This window comes from Xanthomonas sp. MUS 060 (assembly GCF_000963215.1).
GTDB lineage: Bacteria > Pseudomonadota > Gammaproteobacteria > Xanthomonadales > Xanthomonadaceae > Xanthomonas_A.
Map to the genome: position 1 here is coordinate 149466 of NZ_JZIM01000005.1, position 19664 is coordinate 169129.

6 protein-coding genes and 2 pseudogenes are annotated in these 19664 nt (G+C 63.7%); all 8 read right to left on the reverse strand.

All coding sequences use genetic code 11. From position 1 onward, the window contains the following. Window positions 1-81: 81 nt before the first annotated feature. Complete coding sequence (locus XANALMUS060_RS07860) at window positions 82-2961, reverse strand: TonB-dependent receptor (protein WP_045737912.1); 2880 nt, start codon at window positions 2959-2961, stop codon at window positions 82-84. A 525-nt stretch (window positions 2962-3486) separates the two neighbouring features. Next, window positions 3487-5070, reverse strand: coding sequence for a glycoside hydrolase family 27 protein (locus tag XANALMUS060_RS07865; RefSeq protein ID WP_235430405.1), 1584 nt, complete (start codon window positions 5068-5070; stop codon window positions 3487-3489). A 65-nt stretch (window positions 5071-5135) separates the two neighbouring features. Beyond that, window positions 5136-7535 carry a glycoside hydrolase family 127 protein gene (locus XANALMUS060_RS07870; protein WP_045737913.1) on the reverse strand — a complete coding sequence of 800 codons (2400 nt, stop codon included), beginning with the start codon at window positions 7533-7535 and terminating at the stop codon, window positions 5136-5138. Window positions 7536-7838: 303 nt separating this feature from the next. Further along, window positions 7839-10124 (reverse strand): S9 family peptidase, encoded by a 2286-nt coding sequence (locus XANALMUS060_RS07875; RefSeq protein WP_235430407.1) that lies wholly within the window; start codon window positions 10122-10124, stop codon window positions 7839-7841. A 110-nt stretch (window positions 10125-10234) separates the two neighbouring features. Beyond that, on the reverse strand, window positions 10235-11788 hold the full coding sequence (locus XANALMUS060_RS07880; RefSeq protein WP_235430415.1) for a family 43 glycosylhydrolase: 1554 nt from the start codon (window positions 11786-11788) through the stop codon (window positions 10235-10237). A gap of 44 nt (window positions 11789-11832) precedes the next feature. Further along, window positions 11833-16014, reverse strand: coding sequence for an Ig-like domain-containing protein (locus XANALMUS060_RS07885; protein WP_152640438.1), 4182 nt, complete (start codon window positions 16012-16014; stop codon window positions 11833-11835). A gap of 167 nt (window positions 16015-16181) precedes the next feature. Continuing rightward, window positions 16182-17658 (reverse strand): annotated as a pseudogene (locus XANALMUS060_RS21895) (TonB-dependent receptor). Then, window positions 17540-19663, reverse strand: a pseudogene (locus XANALMUS060_RS07900) (TonB-dependent receptor); the annotation flags it as partial. The pseudogenes XANALMUS060_RS21895 and XANALMUS060_RS07900, both read right to left, overlap by 119 nt. Between the last annotated feature and the right edge of the window lies 1 nt (window position 19664).

Consider the following 19664-nt stretch of genomic DNA (forward strand, 5'->3'; position numbering starts at 1 on the left):
AACACTGCAATGCGCAGTCGCACCGCATTAGCAGCGCGAGCGCTAACGGCCACGCCGGCACCAGTCTAAAACTTCTCCGACCTAGAACTTCAGCGTCGCCCGCACCCAGTAGTAACGTCCGATCAAATCGTAGGTCGCCACATCGGTGTTGGCATTGACGACGTTGTTGGCGTAATACAGCGGCGGCTGTCGGTCGGTCAGGTTGTCCACCCCCACTTCGAAGCGGGTGTGCCACGGCTTGACCTGATAGCCGACCTGCACGCTGTGATAGACATAAGCGCCGATATTGCGCACGACATTGGGCTGGCCGACATCGGCCGACAATCCCTGACGCGCGTCTGCACTACCGATCTGGGTAGGACCGACATAACGCATGCGCCACGTCGCGCTCCAGTCGCCCAAATTCCAGCTCAACGTGCCGAGGCCGCGCCAGCGCGGGAAATTGCCGTAAGCGTAGGTGTACTTGCCGGCGTTGTGGATGGTGACAGTATCGGGATCGGCGGTATTGGGATTGATATCGTAGCGAATCACATAGGTGCCGTTGAGGCTGGCGTTGAAGCTCCCCCAGGCAGTCTGCGGCAAGCGATAATTCAAGCTGAAATCGGCGCCGCTAGCCCACAGCTTGCCGAGATTCACCGTCGGCTCGGCGATGTAGTTGACCGTGCCGTTGTCGTTGCGATGAATCAGCGAGCAGAATGGGCTGGCGTCGTTGGCGTAGCACTGATTCAACACCGTCTGCGCCGACACTCCGGTGATAGTGTCCTTCAAATTGATCTTCCACAGATCCGCACTGAGCGACAGGCCATCCACCCAACCCGGATCGTAGACCATGCCGAAATCGTAGGACTTGCCCGTCTCCGGTTTCAGCCGGTAACCCGCCACCACCGCGCCGGAGGCCTTGGCGGAGACCTGATTGTTCTCCTGCTGATAACTGCCGTCAGTGGGCACATGGGCACAGGCCGCCGCGTGGCCACCACGGTAGCCGTCGCACGGATCGTTGACCGACGGGGCGTCACCGACCACGCCCGAGTACAGCTCGCCGATATTGGGAGCACGGAACACCTGCGAGACCGTGCCGCGCAGCAACAGGTTCTCGATCGGGCGGTACTCCAACGCCAATTTGCTGTTGGTCTTGCTGCCGACGGTGTCGTAATCGGAAAAGCGACTGCCGACAGTCAGGTTCAGCGAATGTACGCCATGCAGCCCAGACAGCAGCGGGAACAACGCCTCGGCATACGCTTCTTTGACGCTGAAACTGCCACCGAGCACGCTGGCACAGTATTCGAGCACACCGCAGATGCCGTTCTCGTCGCCCGTCCATAGTGGATCGGCGGCGGTGGAGGTGCTTTCCTTCCGGTAGCTCACACCGGCCGCCAGGCTCACCGCGCCGGCCGGCAGATCGAACACGTTGCCGTTGACGTTGGCTTCGAACTGTTTGACCGTGTACACACTGGTCACGGTCGGATTGACTTGCAAGGCCCGCAACGCGGCCTGATTGGCTGGGTTGTTGAGGTTGAACACATCGACCGGGGTACAGCCGGCGATCACCGCACCGGCGCTGCCGCATTTGACCGTGCCGTCGCGATCCAGGAACGATGGCCCGACCGCCGCATTGAAACCGGCGTAGTCCAGGAAGCCCTCATTGATCGACTTCTGCTTGACCTTGCCGTAATTGACGCTGGCATCCCACTGCCAGGAACTGTCGCCGAAGCTACCACGCAGACCAGGGCTGATCTGAAAATTGTAGGTGTTGTATGCATAGCGGCGGTTGCCCAGCACCGTGGCGCGGGTATTGAAGCTGCTGTAGGAATTACCGCTACTGCGGTCGGTGCCGAAATCGATCCCGAACGGGTTGTAGTAACTGTTCGCCGAGACCAGGAAGTTGTCGCCGTTGGCGAAGAGCGGGATCGGCGCGATGACCGAGGCCGAGGTGGTCTTGCTGAAGTACGTGTTGAGGTAGCCTTCCAGGTGATCGTCGAAGCGGAACGTGCCGATCACGAAGGCATTGGTGCGCTTCTGCGGCGTCTGCAACAGGTTGTACGGTTGATAATTATAGGAATCGGTGGAAGCGACGTAGCAGTGATACTGACTGGGATCGGTCGGGCTGCTGTTGCCGCCGTTGAAGGTCACCCGAGAACAGCCATTGCGGACCGCCAGCGCCTTGGCGGCGGGCGAGCCATCGTTGAAGCTGACGGTGCCGGTGGGGGTGGCCGAGGACCCCTGCTTGACCGACTTGCCGTCGATCAGCGACAGCGCGTTCCTGGAGTAAGGACGCTCGCCGGCAGAGACCGGATCGATGTCGTGATAGGACAGCCCCGCGACGAGACTGCTGCGCTCACCGGTCTTGCCCGCTGTGAGCGAAAAATTGCGTCTGTTGCCATCGCTGCGCGCGCTGGTACCGAAGTCGCTACTGAATTCGACGCCATCAAAGCCCTTGCGCAGAATGAAGTTGACCACACCACCGATCGCATCCGAACCGTACACCGCCGAAGCGCCGTCGCTGAGCACTTCCACCCGCTCGATCATCGTCGCGGGAATCGCGTTGACATCGTTATTGGCCAAACGCGTGCCATTCACCAGAATCAGCGTGCGCTTTTCGCCGAGACCGCGCAACGACACCACTGATGCACCGGTACCACCACCATTGTTGGTATTGGGATTGGTCGCGTTGCCGGCGATCGACGGCAATTCCTGGACCAGATCGCCAAGCGTGGCCTTACCGGTCGCCTCGATCTGCGCGCGATTGATCGTCACCACCGGATTGGCGGTTTCCGCATCGACCCGGCGCAAGCGCGAACCGGTCACCACGACGCTATCCAGGGTCTGCGGCGCACCATCGGCAGGGGCCTGCTGTGCTTGCGCCGACCACGCACTGCCTAACGCGGAAGCGACGGCGATCGCCAATGCCAACGGCGATACGGCATGGCGATGAGAAGATGCGCATGGTGGCGGAAACGGCATGAAAACTCTCCTTGGGCAATGACAAAGCACAACAGCATTCAAAAAACGCAGGCCGAACGACACCACGCCAGCGCGGAGCCGACGTACCGACCTGCAACGAATGGCACCTTGGCGGTGCCGGGGACGCTACGGCGAGTTCAGTCCGTCCAATGGCCGCATGACGCAATACAAAATCCATATCGCGCAGATCCATGCACCTGCATGCAAAACGAACAAGACCAGCGCGTCGCAACAATCCCGAGCGCAGTTGGATTCACTGACAAAATCCGGGATGAAATCTTCATAATCTGGTCACAATTTGCACCGGATCGTATATTCGCGTCTTGTCGCAATTAGCGGTTTCGCATGCGGAATAACGCATGGTCGCGGTGACGCGACACGCTAGTGCCAATCACCGGACGGCATGGCGCAAGGTATTGGATGAGAGCAGACGCGGCAGCCATCCATCACTCAATCCAAACGCACGCCCAATATGCAAATGAATGCGCGGCGTCGCGGACGCCATGCATACAACACCGCATCGTCTTACTGCCGATTCAATGCGTGGCGTACAGCCGGTGGCGGCGACAGCCGCAGCAACACCACGCCATGCGCGGCAACCTGCACGCTGCGGAGTTGATGCGCCGGGTGCGTCTGGCCGTGCCATAAATCGCGCCAACGACGGCCCCGCAATATGGTTCCCGCGTCCTGCGCGGTCAACGCCACCTGGTGCGGCTGCGCATCGCGGTTGAACACCCCCAGGGCAATACCGCCATCGGCCAACGGCTTGCGCCAGATTTCGATTGCGCCGTCCGTGCGTACCGCCCTGCCCTGCACGCCCAGCGCATCCTGGTCGATGGCCAGCACCTCCCGGTTGCGCAGTAACGCCAATGTGGCCGGGGTCATCTGGCGCAGGTCGTTGCCCAGCAGCAACGGTGCTGCCGACATGGCCCACAACGCCAGATGGGTGCGATATTCGTCCTCGCTCATGCCACCGTTACCGACCTCGAGCATGTCCGGATCGTTCCAGCCACCAGGCCCGGCATCGGCCGGATCGCCGTTATGCTCGAAGCCGTTGGCGGCCATGCTCGCGTAGGTGTCCTTGATGTCGCCGGTGGTGCGCCACAAATGCCCGCCGACCTCGCGCCCCCATTGGCCGACATGATCGCGCCCGTACTCGCACAGGCTATAGACGATGGGTCGCCCGCTGGCGCGCAACGCCTGACCCATCTGCAAATAGGCGCGGCGCACCTGCTGCGGTTCGCGGAAGATACCCTCACCCGAGCACAGGTCGTATTTGAGATAGTCGATGCCCCAGCCTGCCCAGGTCCGCGCGTCCTGTTCGACGTGGCCGTAGCTGCCCGGATAACCGGCGCAACTCTTTGGCCCGGGCGAACTGTACAGGCCGAGCTTGAGCCCCTTGCTGTGCACGTAGTCGGCCAACGCGCGCATGTCCGGGAAACGTGCGTTCGGCTGCAGCACACCATCGCGGTCGCGCTGGCCCTGCCAGCCATCGTCGATGTTGACGTAGACGTAGCCGGCATCGCGCAGGCCCGAGGCGACCATGGCATCGGCGATGCGACGCACGGTGGCGTCGTCGATGTGCTCGGCGAAACGGTTCCAACTATTCCAGCCCAGTGGTGGAGTCCGCGCCAGGCCATCGCTCGGTAGCGGGGCGTATGCCGGCAGCGGTGCGATTTGGAACGCCAACCGCGCCGCGTCGGCTTCACTGCCACGGGTGGCGCGCAGGTCGATCTGTTTGTGCCAGATGCGGCCGACCACGTGCAGTTGGCCATGCTCCAGGGTCGCGGTCCATGGCTGCGCGGACAAGTGCGCATTGCCGTTGTCGATTGCGAACCGGGCCACGGTGCCGTCCAGGCGCAACTGCTGCATCGGCAGATCGCCGTACCAGTCGGTGGTGATGCTGCCCTGCGCCTGACCGTCGCGCTGGGCGATGCGCAGATAGCGCAGACCTGGAAACGTCGGCTCCGGCGCGATGACCCACACGCCCTGCAACGGACTGGCCGCCGCCATGGCGGCACCGGCAGTGGGCGCATGCGCGCACCCCGCGCCGGCAAGCGCGCCCAGACCGAACAGGCCACGCCACAACCAGCCGGTCGCGCAAATCACGGCGCGCAGGCGCGAGGCGCTCCTCAAACGGCACTCAGACACACTGCCGTGTACACAGCGGGCGATCATGCGCGCGCGACCGGAATCAGCCAGCCGCCGAACAGCGGCCCGGCGGTATCGCCATGCTGCGGTTCCAGGCGGAAGGTCAGCATCGCGGCATCGGCGGTCAATGCCGGCGGCAGTGGGTAGTTGCGATCCACGAAATCGATCACCTGTCCGCCTTCCACTTGCACCTCCACGGCCAGCTTGCCATTCACCAGAATATTGAAACGGCCCTTGTCGCTCCCCCAGAAACGCAGGCGCAGCACCAATGGCTGTTGACTACCGCGCATCTGGAATTCGACAAAGCCCTTGCCACGCACATCGCGACATTGCTGGCGACGGTAGGCACCACCGAAGGAGGTATCGCTGCGCAGTTTGTGCGCTTTCTCCGATGCCTCGTCGCCGAACTGGATCATGTCCACCGCAATCGCACGCAGACTATCTTGCTCGGCCTGCTGGCGCGCGCGCCGCGCCGTTTCCTGCGTCCACTGCGCCGGCTGCATGCGCTTGAAGTACAGCGCACTGCGCCGCTCGTACTGGGCATAGAACGGCACGAAGGTCAGCCCTGGCGGCTGCGTGTCACTGGCGAGGAAATGCCCCGGCTGCGGCAATTCGGCGAAACCGGCCAGCGGATCGGCCGCCGCCACCAACGCCGGATCCGGCGCATCGTAGGGCGTGCCGACCGGCCCGAGATCGGCTGCCAAGGCCAACGGACCGCGCATCACCACCACGGTCTGCGGATCGCCGGCCGCATGTTCCAGCCGCAGCGGCGTGGCCAGTTCCAATTCGATCACATCGCCACTGCGCCAGTCGCGCTCCAACGTCAGATAGCCATCGCTGGGCGTACGCCGCAGCCGCTTGCCATTGAAACGCAGCGTATAGCGTCCCTGACACCAGGCGGGCACCCGCAACAACAGGCGCCGTGGCGCGCGCGCGCCGGCACGCAGCACCTGCAAACGCACCTTGCCGTTTTCGGGCACGCCACTGTCCAGCTCCAGCGACAGATCGCGCTCGCTCCAGTCCAGCCGCGAGGGAATGTACAGGTTGACATACAACGCCGCCTCGTCCTGCCAGTAGATCGCATCGCCGAACTGCGCATGCGCTTCCATGCCGCTGCCGACACAACACCAGAACGAATCGAACTTATCGGAAAACCCACGCTCGCCGCCGCTGATCATCGGCGTCATGTAAGTAAACATGCCGGTGGCCGGATGCTGCGCGGCCATCGTGTGATTGTGCAAAGTGCGCTCGTAGTAGTCGAAATAGCGCGCCTGCGGCGTCCATTGGTACAGATGCCGGGTCAGCTTGAGCATGTTGTAGCTGTTGCAATGCTCGCAGGTCTGCTCGGTGAGGAACCCGGCGATGCTGTCCGGCTCCTGGAAATATTCGCGGTCCGAATTACCGCCGATCACATAGCTGTAGTGCGCGGTCACGGTCTCCCAGAAAAAGCGCGCCGCCGCCGCCGCATCGGCATCGCCGGCGACTTCGAACTGGCGCGCCTCGCCGATGAACTTGGGCACCTGGGTATTGGCATGGATGTGCGGCAGCACATCGTGCCCGGCGGCGAGCGGGTCGATGATCTTCTCGTGGCGCAGTCGCTTGCCGATCGCAATCCAGCGCTCCTGCCCGGTGCGCGCGCCCAGCTCGATGAAGGATTCGTTGAGTCCACCGAACTCGGTATCCAACAAGGTCTGCATCTGCGCATGGTCGAGCGCGTCGAAGACTCCGGCGAAGTAACCGGCCACCTTCAGCAGCACCGTCAGCGCCTGCGCGTTATCGCCCAGGGCATGCGCGTCGAGCAGGCCGGCGAACAGCTTGTGCTGGGTGTACAGCGGCGACCAACTGCCGTTGAGATTGAACTTGCTGCCCTTGATGATGCCGCGACGCACGTCCTCCATCACCGCCTTGCCGCCTTCGATCTTGCCGTTGTCGGTCTTGCGGGTGAAGCCGCCGACATAGCCGTCCGGATCCTTCGCCTGGGCGCGCGCCAGTTCGGCGACGATGTAGTCGATGCGCACGCGCAAATCGCCATCGCGGGTCTGCGCATGCATCTTGGACAAGGCGCTGAGGTAATGCCCCAGTGTGTGCCCGGCGATGGTATCGCCCTCCCAGCCGCCGTAGACCGCGCCCTTCGGCGGCAACCCGGCATACTGCAGGAAGTTGTGCAGCAGGCGATCCGGCTCCAGTTCCAGCAGGTAGCGACGGTTGGTCTGCAGCGAATCCAGAAACAGCGACGGTTTGAGCGTGATCTGCCGCAACGGCAGCGCCTGCACCCGCCCGGGGGTGGACGCGGCGGCATCTTGCGGAAAGCGCAGCAATCCGGCCGCCATCGCCAACGCGCTCCATTGCAGGAAGCGACGCCGTGATGGATCCAACGCGGCGCTTGCGGCGTGATCGCGATGACGCCCGAAGGCATCGCCCATTGCGCCATCGCAGCTCCAGGGTGTCTTGCTCATCGCGCGCGCGCTTGCAGACAGGCGAACGAGACACGGCTCAACATCGGCATCTGGGACTCCTCTTGGACGATCACCCGCACGGCACGGATGGGATTGACGCACTTGCCTGTCCGAATACTCCAGGCACCGCAGCAGCGCCCCACACCGCACCAAGGCATCCGCACACCACCCTGACTATCCCATCGCCCTCGCACAGTGTCTTGTCGGCGACGGTGGCAATGTATGCGGAAATTTGCATGAATGGGGAACATCGAACGTCTCCGTGAGGCGTCATCGATGCTCGCTGCGCTGGGTGGTGGGCGAGCGGTTCCAGTCCGGGGTTGGCGCGTGCTGCAACCAACGCACGAAGAAATCCAGCAAGCGACGCTCGCCATACGCGCCACCGGCACCATGGTCGCCACCGGGGACCAGCAGCAAATCGAACTCCTTGCCGGCCTTGACCAGCCGATCGACCACCTGGAAGGTGCTGGCCGGATCGACGTTCTTGTCCATGTCGCCAGTCACCAGCAACAGATGGCCCTGCAACCGCCAGGCGTTGTCGACATTGGACGAGGCCGCGTACCACGGCCCGATTGGCCAGCCCATCCATTGCTCGTTCCACCAGATTTTGTCCATGCGATTGTCATGGCTGCCGGAATTGGCCACGCCGACGCGGTAGAACTCGGGATGGAACAACAGCGCGCCCAACGCATTCTGGCCGCCGGCGGAAGTGCCGAACACGCCGATACCGCCCTGGATCGCATACCAGGGATAACGCGCGGCGACGGCCTGGTGCCACAGAATGCGATCAGGGAAACCGCCATCCTTGAGATTGCGCCAGGCCACATCGTGGAAAGCGCGCGAGCGGTTGTTGGTGCCCATGCCGTCGATCTGCGCGACCGCAAATCCCAGCGCGGTCAGCGCAGGGACCCAGGTGGTGAACGTCTTCGGCACGAACGAGCCCTGCGGCCCGGCATAGATGGCCTCCACCACCGGGTACTTGCGTGCCGGATCCAGCGCTTGCGGACGGTGGATCACGCCCCAGATTTCGGTGCGGCCGTCGCGACCAGGCGCATGAAACGGCAACGGCGGCTGCCAGCCGGCGGCAAGCAGGCGGGAAATATCGGCATGCGCGATGGTGCGCACCACCGTGCCGTCTTCGGCATGGCGCAGCACTAACACCGGCGCTTGATCCACACGTGAATACAGGTCCAGCAGCCAGCGTCCGTCCGGCGACGGGAACACCTGGTGGTCGGACGCCTCCGGGGTCAGCGCCACCGGATCGCCACCGTCCAGGCCGATGCGATAGGCATGGCGATAGTACGGATCCTCGCCGGGGTTCATCCCCGAGGCGGTGAACCAGAGCTGCCGCGTCGCCGGATCGACACGATCGACCTTGCGCACCACCCACGGCCCGTGTGTGACTTGCCGCACGACACGCGCACTCTTGCCGTCGTACAGGTAAAGGTGTTCCCAACCATCGCGCTCGGAGCCCCACAAAATCTGCTTGCCGTCGTCCAGATCCTGGCGGAAGTGTTTGCCGCCGTTGATGTGGTCGCCACCGAGGTCGGAATAATCGATGAACGTTCGCGAAGTTTCTTCGATCAAGGTGCGCGTGTGACCACTGCCAGCATCCACTTCAATCACCCGGTAAAGCTGATGACCACGCTGGTTGTACTCGAAGGTGATGCTGCGGCCATCGTCGCGCCAGCGCGGCGGTGTAAGCCCGAACGCAGTGGGAAACAACGCGTTGTCGATCTCAATCGCACGCCCGGAGGCAACATCGAAGAGCACCGGACGGATCACAGGCAGCGGGTCGCCAGGTTTGGTGTAGACCTGTTGATGCAACTTCGGTTGCAACTGATCGGCAGGGGCCGATTCGATGTAGTACACCACGTGCGGCGGCGCGGGCGTCACCCGCCAGGCGATCAGCCGACGCGCATCCGGCGACCAGGCAATGCTGTCGGCGGCGTAATAGCTGTCCTTGCCGCCATCGCGGCTGAGCCGGACCTTGCCGCTGCCATCGGCGCGGTCGACCACCAGATTGCCCTGCTCCACCCAGGCGCGCTGACGGCCATCGGCAGACAGCTGCCCGTATTCGGGGCCTTCCTGGCGTGGCGGGGCCATATCGTAGGAATCGGCATCCTCACCACTATCACGCTGAGGTTCACAGCGATACGCATGCAGATCGCAACGCCAATGTGCTGCGGTACCACGCACGAACGACAGCATGCCATCGGCGCTCATGCTCACCTGGCGCAGTTGCAGATCGTCGGCAGCCACCGTGCCGTCCCCGCCCTGCGTCAGGGCGTCGGCCAACCGCTGCGGATCGAACAGGGGGCGTTGCTCGCCACTGCGTACATCCACCAGCAAATAGTCCTGTCGTGGGGCCTTGCCCGCGCGTATCCGGCCAATGCGGTAGAGAAAGTGCGCGTTATCGACCCAGGCCGGATAGGCGGGCTCCTGATCCACCAGCGCGGCATAGCGTGTGCGCAGCGACTGTGCGTTCTGATAATCGGCCTCACTGGGCGCGCCGGCCGCCGCCGCGTAAAAGGGCATTGCCGTCAATAACAGCATCAAACAGCCACGCACGCCCATGGCAAGCGGCTGCGACGACCGCAATTGCTGCACAGACCTGTCTGCAACCACAGCGGCCTGCATGGAGTTACCTTCTGATTTCACTGATTTCATTGTCTGCTTTCTCCCACATCACACGATGCCTGCGCATGCGACGGCGCACGCGGCGGCAATATCTGCGCTCGCGGCGCGAGCATTTCCCACTCCTGCACTGCCACCGCAGCGTATGTGCGGCCATCACCGGAGGCATCGAACACCGCGCGCACGCAGCGTGTGCGCACCGGTGCGAAGGCGACGCGCTGGAATCGCCCCACCGCATTCGGGTATCGGCTGACTCCGGGAATCGGCAACCAACGTCCCTGCGTGCGGTATTCCAGATGCCAGGCACGTGGCGGCGCCACGCCGATGGCAGCCCCGGCAGGCTGGTCGGCGAAGAACACGATGCGGCTGCCATTCAATGTGACCGGCGCTGCCCAGCCATATTGGATCCATTGTTGCGACGGATTGTGCGAGGTCCAGCTCCCCCACATCTGCGGCGGCAACGGATGCGCATTCACCACGCCATCGTTGAGCGCGGCGATCCAATACTGCACCGGAATGGCCGGGCTATTGGACGCGGTGGCGATGGCCGCCGCGGCGAGGTTGCGCGATGGCGACGGCGCTGGCCTGGGCCGGTGCGTCGGCAATACCTTGCGCATGCGCGCAGGGCTCACGCTATCGTCCCACTGCAATGTATCGATGGCCACGCTACGGCGAAAATGACCGCCCCCCTTGGCATCGGCGGTGTGATAGACGAGGTACCACTGGCCCTTGAACTGGACGATGCCAGGATGCGAGGTGGCCGAAGACACCGGATCCAACACCACACCGCGATACGTCCACGGCCCCAGCGGCGATGGCGCGGTGCCATAGGCGATGCAGGCGTGATACAGCGTCGGCGTGCACGCCGAATCGGGGCCGGCGTTGTTGGCGGCGTAAGCCATGTAGTAAGTGCCGCGACGCTTGAACACCCATGGCGCCTCGAAATATCCATCCAAGCTTTTCACCGCGACCACCGGCCCCTTCGGCGTGACCATGTCCCGTTCCAGCTCGATGCCGAACAATGTCCCGAACGTGCCCCAATACGCATAGACGCGGCCATCGTCGTCGACCAGCACCGTGGGGTCGATGTTCTGAATCGTGTTGCGCACCGGCAGCGACTGCGACAGGATCGGCCCCTGCGGATGCGCATCGCGCCACGGCCCCAGCGGACTGTCGGCCACCGCCACACCAATCGCGAATGCATCGGCATTGCGCGAATGCGCTTCTTGCACCGGGGCATACAGGTAATAACGTCGATCCGTGCCCTGCACGATCTGCGCGGCATAGGCATGCCCCGGTGCCGCCCACGCGAACACCTGCTCCGGGCGCAGCAGGGCCGGATAATGGGTCCAGCGACCACGGCCAACGTCGTCAGTGACCAGCAGTTGCCAACGCGGGATGACGAAGTCGTTGACCTCCGGTGGCGCTTCGTCGCGACCGGCGATGATGTACAGCTTGCCGTCGGCCACCAGCGGCGCCGGGTCGGCGGAGTAATCGCGGCCATCGGCCAGGATTGGATTGCCGAGCGCATGCACCTGACGCGAACGCAACGCCGCTGGCGATGCTGCCACGGCACCGGTCATCGCGCATGTCGCCAGCAGCAACAGCGCCCGCGCGCACAGCCCGCTCATGGTGCCGACGCCGGGTCGATCAGCAGTTGCATACGCACCGGCATGCTTCCACTGCCGTCGCGTCCCTGCGCCTGTCCTTCGACACGCACGCTGCCCGGCATGGCAGCGACCGTCGGCGCCAGCGGCGACCAGCGCACCGGCACGCGCTCGCGCGAGCCGTCGTTGTATTGCACGCCGACGAACGCCGGCAGCACCGGCGTTTGCCCGACACGCACATGCACCGGCGGCGGCGCCTGCACCGTGTTGATCTGACCCGGCGCATTCGCGCGCACCCAGAGGCTAGCGCTCACTGGAACTGCGCCATCGGCCAGACCCTGCACCTGGACACGCCCCTCGACAGCCAACGCGGCCGGATCCAGTTGCGACCAGCGCACTCCCAACCAAGCCCAACGACCATCGGCGAAATAACCGGCGATCCGTTCCGGCAGTGCCGGCACTTGCCCCGGTGCAACGCGCACGTCCACCGCCTCGGTGCCCACCGCACGCTCGGCGAACACTTGCCATTCGTCGATACCAACCGCCGCATGTCCGTCGCCCTGCATCGCCGTTTGCAGGACCACGCGCAGCGCAGTGGTGGTCACCGGCGCGAACGCGACCCGACTCGCCGCGCCGCCGCCCAGCACCGGATAATCACCGCGCACAACCACCTCGCGCCACTGCGTGCCATCGCGATACTGCAGCGTCCAGCCGCGTGGCAACGCCACCCCGCCCTGCGGCTGATCGTCCCAGAAATACAGCGCGGTCGCATTCAACCGTTGCGGTTGCGGCCATTGATACTGCACCCACAGCGACGCCGGTTGCGCACGCCCCCAACTGCCCCAGCGCCGATCCGCCGCTGGCACCTGCCCCGACGCCGGCCTCCAACCATCGTTGAGCGCCTGCAGACGATGATGGGCCGCAGTGAACTGCGCACTCGGTTCGGCCTCGCCCTGCACTTGCAATGCCTGCTCGGCAGGCAATGGCCGAGCGATCACCTCGACATCCGCATGCCCCTGCAATGCGCCATCGTCGGCCTGCAAGCGCAGCGTGTAAGCACCGGGAACGGTGAAGCGCACCGCACTGCTGGCGTCCTGCGCTTGCGCGAAGATCGCCGCACCACCCGGCGGCGTGCGCAGCGCGCGCCACTGCAACGCCAGCGTGCCGTTGGGCCGCGCGTCGTCACCGACGCGGCCACTCACATGCGCCGCGCCGTCGGCGGCAACACCGTCCTGCTGCCAGGCTTCGACTTGCGGCGCATCGTTAGCGCCGGCCACCGGCGCCGCGATGCCGGTGGCGTAGGCCTGGATTTCCTTGATCCCGGTGCGCTGCGCGCCAGCGTGGGTCACCTGCAGACGCCAGCGCTGCGCGCGCAGTGGCGGGAAACGGATGCGGTTGCGGTTGCCCTGCGCGATCAGCCTGTCGCGAACCTGGCCCGGCACGGTCTTCCAGACGCCCGCATCGAAATACTGCAACACATACAGCCATGGCGGCGCATAGCCGGCGCGCGTCCCTGAGGGGAAGCCGTGCTGCTCGCCGGGCGGCGATGAACTGCGATAAAAATACACCCGCACATCATCCAGCGTCTGCGGTTGGCCTAGATCCAGGGCGATCCAGTCGCTGTGCGCCGCCGATCCGACGGTCCCCCAGAACGGTTCGTTGGCGGTACTGCCGTCCACCGCCGCCGTCGCCGGGAAACCCTCGGCAGCGAAGCTCGCACTGACCGCCGCACCCTGCGCCAGATTGCGCGCGGCGGCTGGCAGGCCGATATCCACCCCGGCATCGGCCAGGACCGTGCCGATCCGCGCGCTGGCAGGGAATCGCACCTGCTGCGGCGCTTGCAGTGCCAGCGTGTGCGCGGCCAACACCTGCACCTGCGCCGCATCGGCGTTGACCGCATCCGGCGCTGCGCGCACGCGACCACTGGCCGGGTCGTAAATGACGTGCGCGAGGCGATCGACAGTAAAAGCGAGCTTGCCATCCAGGTACAGCGAATACCCCTTGGGCGCAGCGCCAGCGTAATGACGACCATCGCGGTCCCAGACGATGCTCAGATCGCGGTCGCGATAACGCAGGTGATCGGCGGCGAAGTGATCCCAGCCGATGTCGATGGGATACAGCTCGATCATGGCGTCGCTACGCGGACGCAGGCCCATCGCATCTTCGATCACGGTGAAGTTGGTGGCACCGAGTTGAGTATGGTGGATCCACGAGCGATAACCGATCTTGCCGCCATCGGCAGCAATGCCCTCGGCCCAGAATTCGTTCTGATCGGGATAGCGATTATCGCCATCGACATCATGTGCCCAGGCATTCCAGTACAGCAGTTTGCGATAACTGCTCGCATCCAGATAAGGGCTGGGATAATCGCGCAGCACGCTGCCAAGCAGGCGAAAAGCGACAGTGGCATTGATCACCGAGAAATTATTGCTACCGTCACCGCCGCGCGCGTGCAGATCGGCCTGGTTGGCGGTGTAAAACGGAAACAGCGGAAACTGCCGTGCATCGGCGAACAGACGCAGCGCGCGCACGTACTTGGCGTCATCGTCCGGGTCGCCGCGCTTGGGCATCAGACCGACACTGAAGGGGTAATAGTTATTGGTTTCCTTCCAGTCCACCGGCAAACGCGCGCCCTCGGCCTGACGCTGCTTGAGCAGGTCGCCATGCAGGCCCATGCTGTCGGCGCTGGCGCTGTGGTCCTGCCACAGCACCTGCAACACGGCACGGCGGATCTTCGCCGCCAGTGCCTGCATTCGCGTTGCGGTGACGGTGTCGCCCGCCAGTTGCGCCGCCTGCGCGGCAGCCAGCGCATTGGCGTACACATAGGCGCTCTCGCTGCGGTCCATGCGCGCCTGGCCGTGGCGCTTGGCCCAGTCGAAGGACACCGCATCGGCATCGTTGCCGGTCATCGCCGCCCAGTCGTACTCGATCAGGCCGTTGCCGTTGCGATCGTAGGCGCGCAGCAATGCGTCCACGTCGGCGCTGGCATAGCGCGCCAGTTGTGCGGCGATGGCCGGCGGCCCGCCATGCACCTGATAGGCCCGCCACGCCGCGGCACTGAGATACTGGGCGTAGGAGTTGGACCAGTTTTCCGGCGCACCGGGGTTGTCCACGTACTTGCCGCCGCCGGCGGTCTCGCCCGCACCGAGCCAGGAACCATAGGCAGCCGTCGGATCGCGCAGATATTTGAGGTCGTCGATGAACATGCCGGTGGTCAGCACGATCGCGTTGTCGTAGCCGAGCACGCCTTCGATCGCCACCGGAAACTGATAGTCGTTGCCGGGCACCGCGGCATCGAGAAAATTGAAGCGCAGCAACCACCAGCGATAGAACAGGGTCTTGTCGAGATTGTCCTCGGGCGTATCCAGATACGGCAGGTTGTCGGCCCACCAGCGGTTGTAGGCGACGACGTGCTCGGTGTAGGCCTGCTGTGGCGACTGTGCGGCGATGCGCCGGTATTGCTGCAGCGAGGCCGGCAACTCGCGTGTGACCAGGCCCAATTGCAGCTTCAACGTGGGTGTCGCCCCGGTCGCCGGGACAACCACGCGCCGCAGCAGGCTGCCGCCATCGACCACAAAACCATCTCCGGACAGGCGCGGGAAGAGCGTGGTGATCGCGTTGTGGGTGACGAAGGCGCCAATCAATTCCGCGCCATCGGCGTGCGTGGCCATCGGCGAGGTCGCACGCACGCGCAACCTGCGTGCCACGCCATCGGTGCTGGACAACGTGACCTCGGCCACCGCCACGTTCTGTTCGGTGATGAACTTGACCAGATGCAGGCGCACGCCGGCACCGGTGTACACGCTGCTGAAATAGCTCGGTGTCTGCCGCCGTTGCGCGCTGTCCTCGGTCAACGCCAGCGGGGCGCCATCGCCTTCCAGCTGCAACCGGAACAAGGCATCGTGGCCGGTCTTGTGCACATAGGCCACATCGCCGACGAAACCCGGCACCTCGGGTCGATGGGTGTACATGTACGCGGCGCGGCCGCGCGTGAACAACCAGCGATTGCCGTCCTGACCATCGCGATCACCCTCGCGACCACGACGCGCGAGCATGCGATCGATCCAGAAATCCTTGCCAGGCGCACTGCCGGCGCCGGCCGCGCGGTCGACCGCGAAGACCCGTGGCAAATAGCCTGTCCCTGGAACGAAGGCCACGCCAGTCGCCGACACGGGCTGCGCATCGCCCTTGAAACGCGGCATCCCGAGTGCAGCGTTGCTGTGGTCCAGACCTTCGTCATCATCGGCCAGCTGCGTCGCGTCGGCCTGCGCGAATAACCCTGCCAGCACCAGCAACGCCGCGCCGATCCGCTGGGTGGTCGCGCGCCGCAGGCACCGCGCGACCACATCCCCGTCTTGCCGCTGCTGCCTCAAAACTCGGTCCTGATCCGCGCCCAGAAATACCGCCCCAACGTGTCGTAAGTGAAGGCATCGGTATTGGCCGCGCTGGAATAACCGTAGTAGCGCGGCGGCGTGCGGTTGCCCAGGTTGTTCACGCCAGCGGACACAGTGCTGTGCAGGCTGTCGAATTTACGACTCAACGTCACGTCGTGGTACGTCACCGTGCCCACGTGGAAGTACACGCAACTGCCATCGGCGGCGGTGTTGATGCAGGCATCCTCATAGGCGCTACCGACAGTGGTGTGCCCGATCAGCCGCGTATTCCAACTGGCATGCCACGGACCGTTGTCCCAACTCAGATTGAAGTTGGCGCGCCAGTGCGGCATGTTGCCGAAAAAGGACATTTCCCCAACGTAGTTATGCGGATCGCCGCTGAAGCTATAGCGGGACAGATAGGTCGCATCGACGCCGGCATGGAAGCTACCCCAGGCGGTGTCACGCAAGGCGTACTTGATGCCGATGTCGTCGCCACGGATATCGACCTTGCCACTGTTGATCGTAAATGGCACGGTCACGCTGACCAATTGTCCAGCCGCATCGCGTTGGATCAAAGGACAAAACGCGTTCTTCCCGTCATAGCAATTCTGCAACACCTCATCCAGACTGGTGCCGTTGAGCATGTCGTCGAGCCACACCCGCCAATTGTCCACATTCAACGACAGCCCCTCCCTCGGCCCAGCCTGGATCGTAGACTGCACCGATGTTGTAGGAGCGGCCCTGCTCGGGTCTGATCGCAAAGCCCGCGTTGGCCGACCCGGTGGTGATGACCCTGAACGAAGACGTGTTGACGAAGCTGCCATTGCGCGGCACGTTGACGCACGCCGCAGGATTGCCACCACCGGTGTAGCCATTACACGGATCGCTATAGTCGCCGGTGTCGTCGACTATCCCATTGAACGGCGAACCGTACAGATTACCCAGCGATGGCGCACGGAACACCTGCGAGCCGGTGGCGCGGATCAACAAGTTATCGAGCGGGCGCCACTCCAGCGCGATCTTGCTGTTGGTGGTGTTGCCCCAGTAATCGTACTTGGAATACCGCGTGCCCAGGTCGAGATTCAACGCCTGCGCACCAGGCACACCCTTGAGCAGGGGAATCAACAATTCGGCGTAGGCCTCTTTGACCGTCTCGTCATGGCCCTGATTCATGATGCAGCCGTCGTTATAATCGCAACTGCCATACATATCGGCCGCCGCCACCGGGTTTCTGGTGCCTTGCGCAAAACCATCCTGCCGCAGCGACAACCCAAACGCGGCCTGCACCATGCCGGCAGGCATCTTGAACAGATCGCCATTGACACTGGCTTCGGCGAATTTCGGCCCAGCCTGGATCGTAGACTGCACCGATGTTGTAGGAGCGGCCCTGCTCGGGTCTGATCGCAAAGCCCGCGTTGGCCGACCCGGTGGTGATGACCCTGAACGAAGACGTGTTGACGAAGCTGCCATTGCGCGGCACGTTGACGCACGCCGCAGGATTGCCACCACCGGTGTAGCCATTACACGGATCGCTATAGTCGCCGGTGTCGTCGACTATCCCATTGAACGGCGAACCGTACAGATTACCCAGCGATGGCGCACGGAACACCTGCGAGCCGGTGGCGCGGATCAACAAGTTATCGAGCGGGCGCCACTCCAGCGCGATCTTGCTGTTGGTGGTGTTGCCCCAGTAATCGTACTTGGAATACCGCGTGCCCAGGTCGAGATTCAACGCCTGCGCACCAGGCACACCCTTGAGCAGGGGAATCAACAATTCGGCGTAGGCCTCTTTGACCGTCTCGTCATGGCCCTGATTCATGATGCAGCCGTCGTTATAATCGCAACTGCCATACATATCGGCCGCCGCCACCGGGTTTCTGGTGCCTTGCGCAAAACCATCCTGCCGCAGCGACAACCCAAACGCGGCCTGCACCATGCCGGCAGGCATCTTGAACAGATCGCCATTGACACTGGCTTCGGCGAATTTCATCGTGCTTTTATCCACCAGATCCACCGCGCTTTGCGTAGCCTTGATCCCCGCGATGGTGGCGGGGTCATCCGGATTGAAGATGTTGATCGGGGTGCAGCCGGCGATCACATTACCAGGCGTGCCGCATTTGATCGTGCCATCGCTGTCGCGGAACGAGGCGCCCACGGCGTTATTCAGCCGCGAGGTGACCGAAAAACCATGACGAATCAACGTGTCCTTGTAGTGCGCATAACCGGCGGCCGCATCCCACTGCCAACTGGTGTCGGCGAATTTGCCGCGTAGCCCGGCGACGATGTTGGTCTGGTACATCGTGGAAGTGTAGACGCGGGTATTGGCTTGCACCGAACGTAGCAGGTAGCGGGTCAGTGCGCTACCGAACGGGTTATAGTAATTCTGCGCGGCATCGGGCATTTCCAGGCCATAGGCGCTGAGCTGCGAGGTGGTCTGGCTGCGAGTCCAGAAGACGTCCAGATATCCCTGCAGGTCCGGCGTGAAATCGAAACTGGCGTGTGCCGAGGCATTCGTTCGCTGCACCGGCGTAATCAGATACTGCCCGTCATAGTAGTTATGGCCATCCGTGGCCACATCGTAGGGATGAAAATTCCCGGCATTGACCGCGCCTGGCGCCAATCCAGCATTTGGGACCAACACCTGGCCATCATTCAAAAACGCACGCGTGCCGCCGCTGCGCAGTTCATACGCAGTGCCGTTGTGATACCCCTGCGCCGTTTGGGCATAAGGGCGATCAGCATCGTAAAGCGCATTCATCGAATTATGACTAACCCCGAGGATCAGCCCACCACGGTCCCAGCTCTTACCCCACTCCACGCCCAGCCCACGGCGATTGCCATCGCCATGCGTACTCTGGCCGTAATCGGCGGTGACGGCGAAACCATCGTATTTGTCTTTGAGGATAATGTTGACCACCCCGGCGATGGCATCGGAGCCATAGACCGAGGAGGCGCCGTCGGTCAGCACTTCGATCCGTTCCACCATCGCCGCCGGGATCGCGTTGACGTCAACGCCGGGGGCGGCGGACACGCTGCTGGCAGGCCCCGCCATCCGATGACCATTGACCAACACCAAGGTGCGCTCGGGACCGAGATTGCGCAGCGAGACCAGCGCGCGACCATGGCTGAAACCGGAATTGAGCGCAATATTTGGCATATTGCCGGCCATCACAGGCAGTTGCTGCAGTAACTGGCCCAGGGTGTTCTGGCCGCTGTCCTCGATCCGCTGGCGGTCGATGGTGATGACCGGGCTTGCGGTCTCGGCATCGATGCGGCGGATATGACTGCCGGTCACGCTGACCCGCTCCAGTGTGGTCGCCGAGCGGTCCTGGGTCTGGGCATCCTGTGCCCTCGCTGCAAAAACCGGAAGCAGCGACAACGCAGCGCAGATCGCCGCGCTCAGCGGAGCATGACGCTGCGTAAGACACCATGAACGAGGGGACAGCGGCACCACGCATTCGAGTAAGGACGGCATC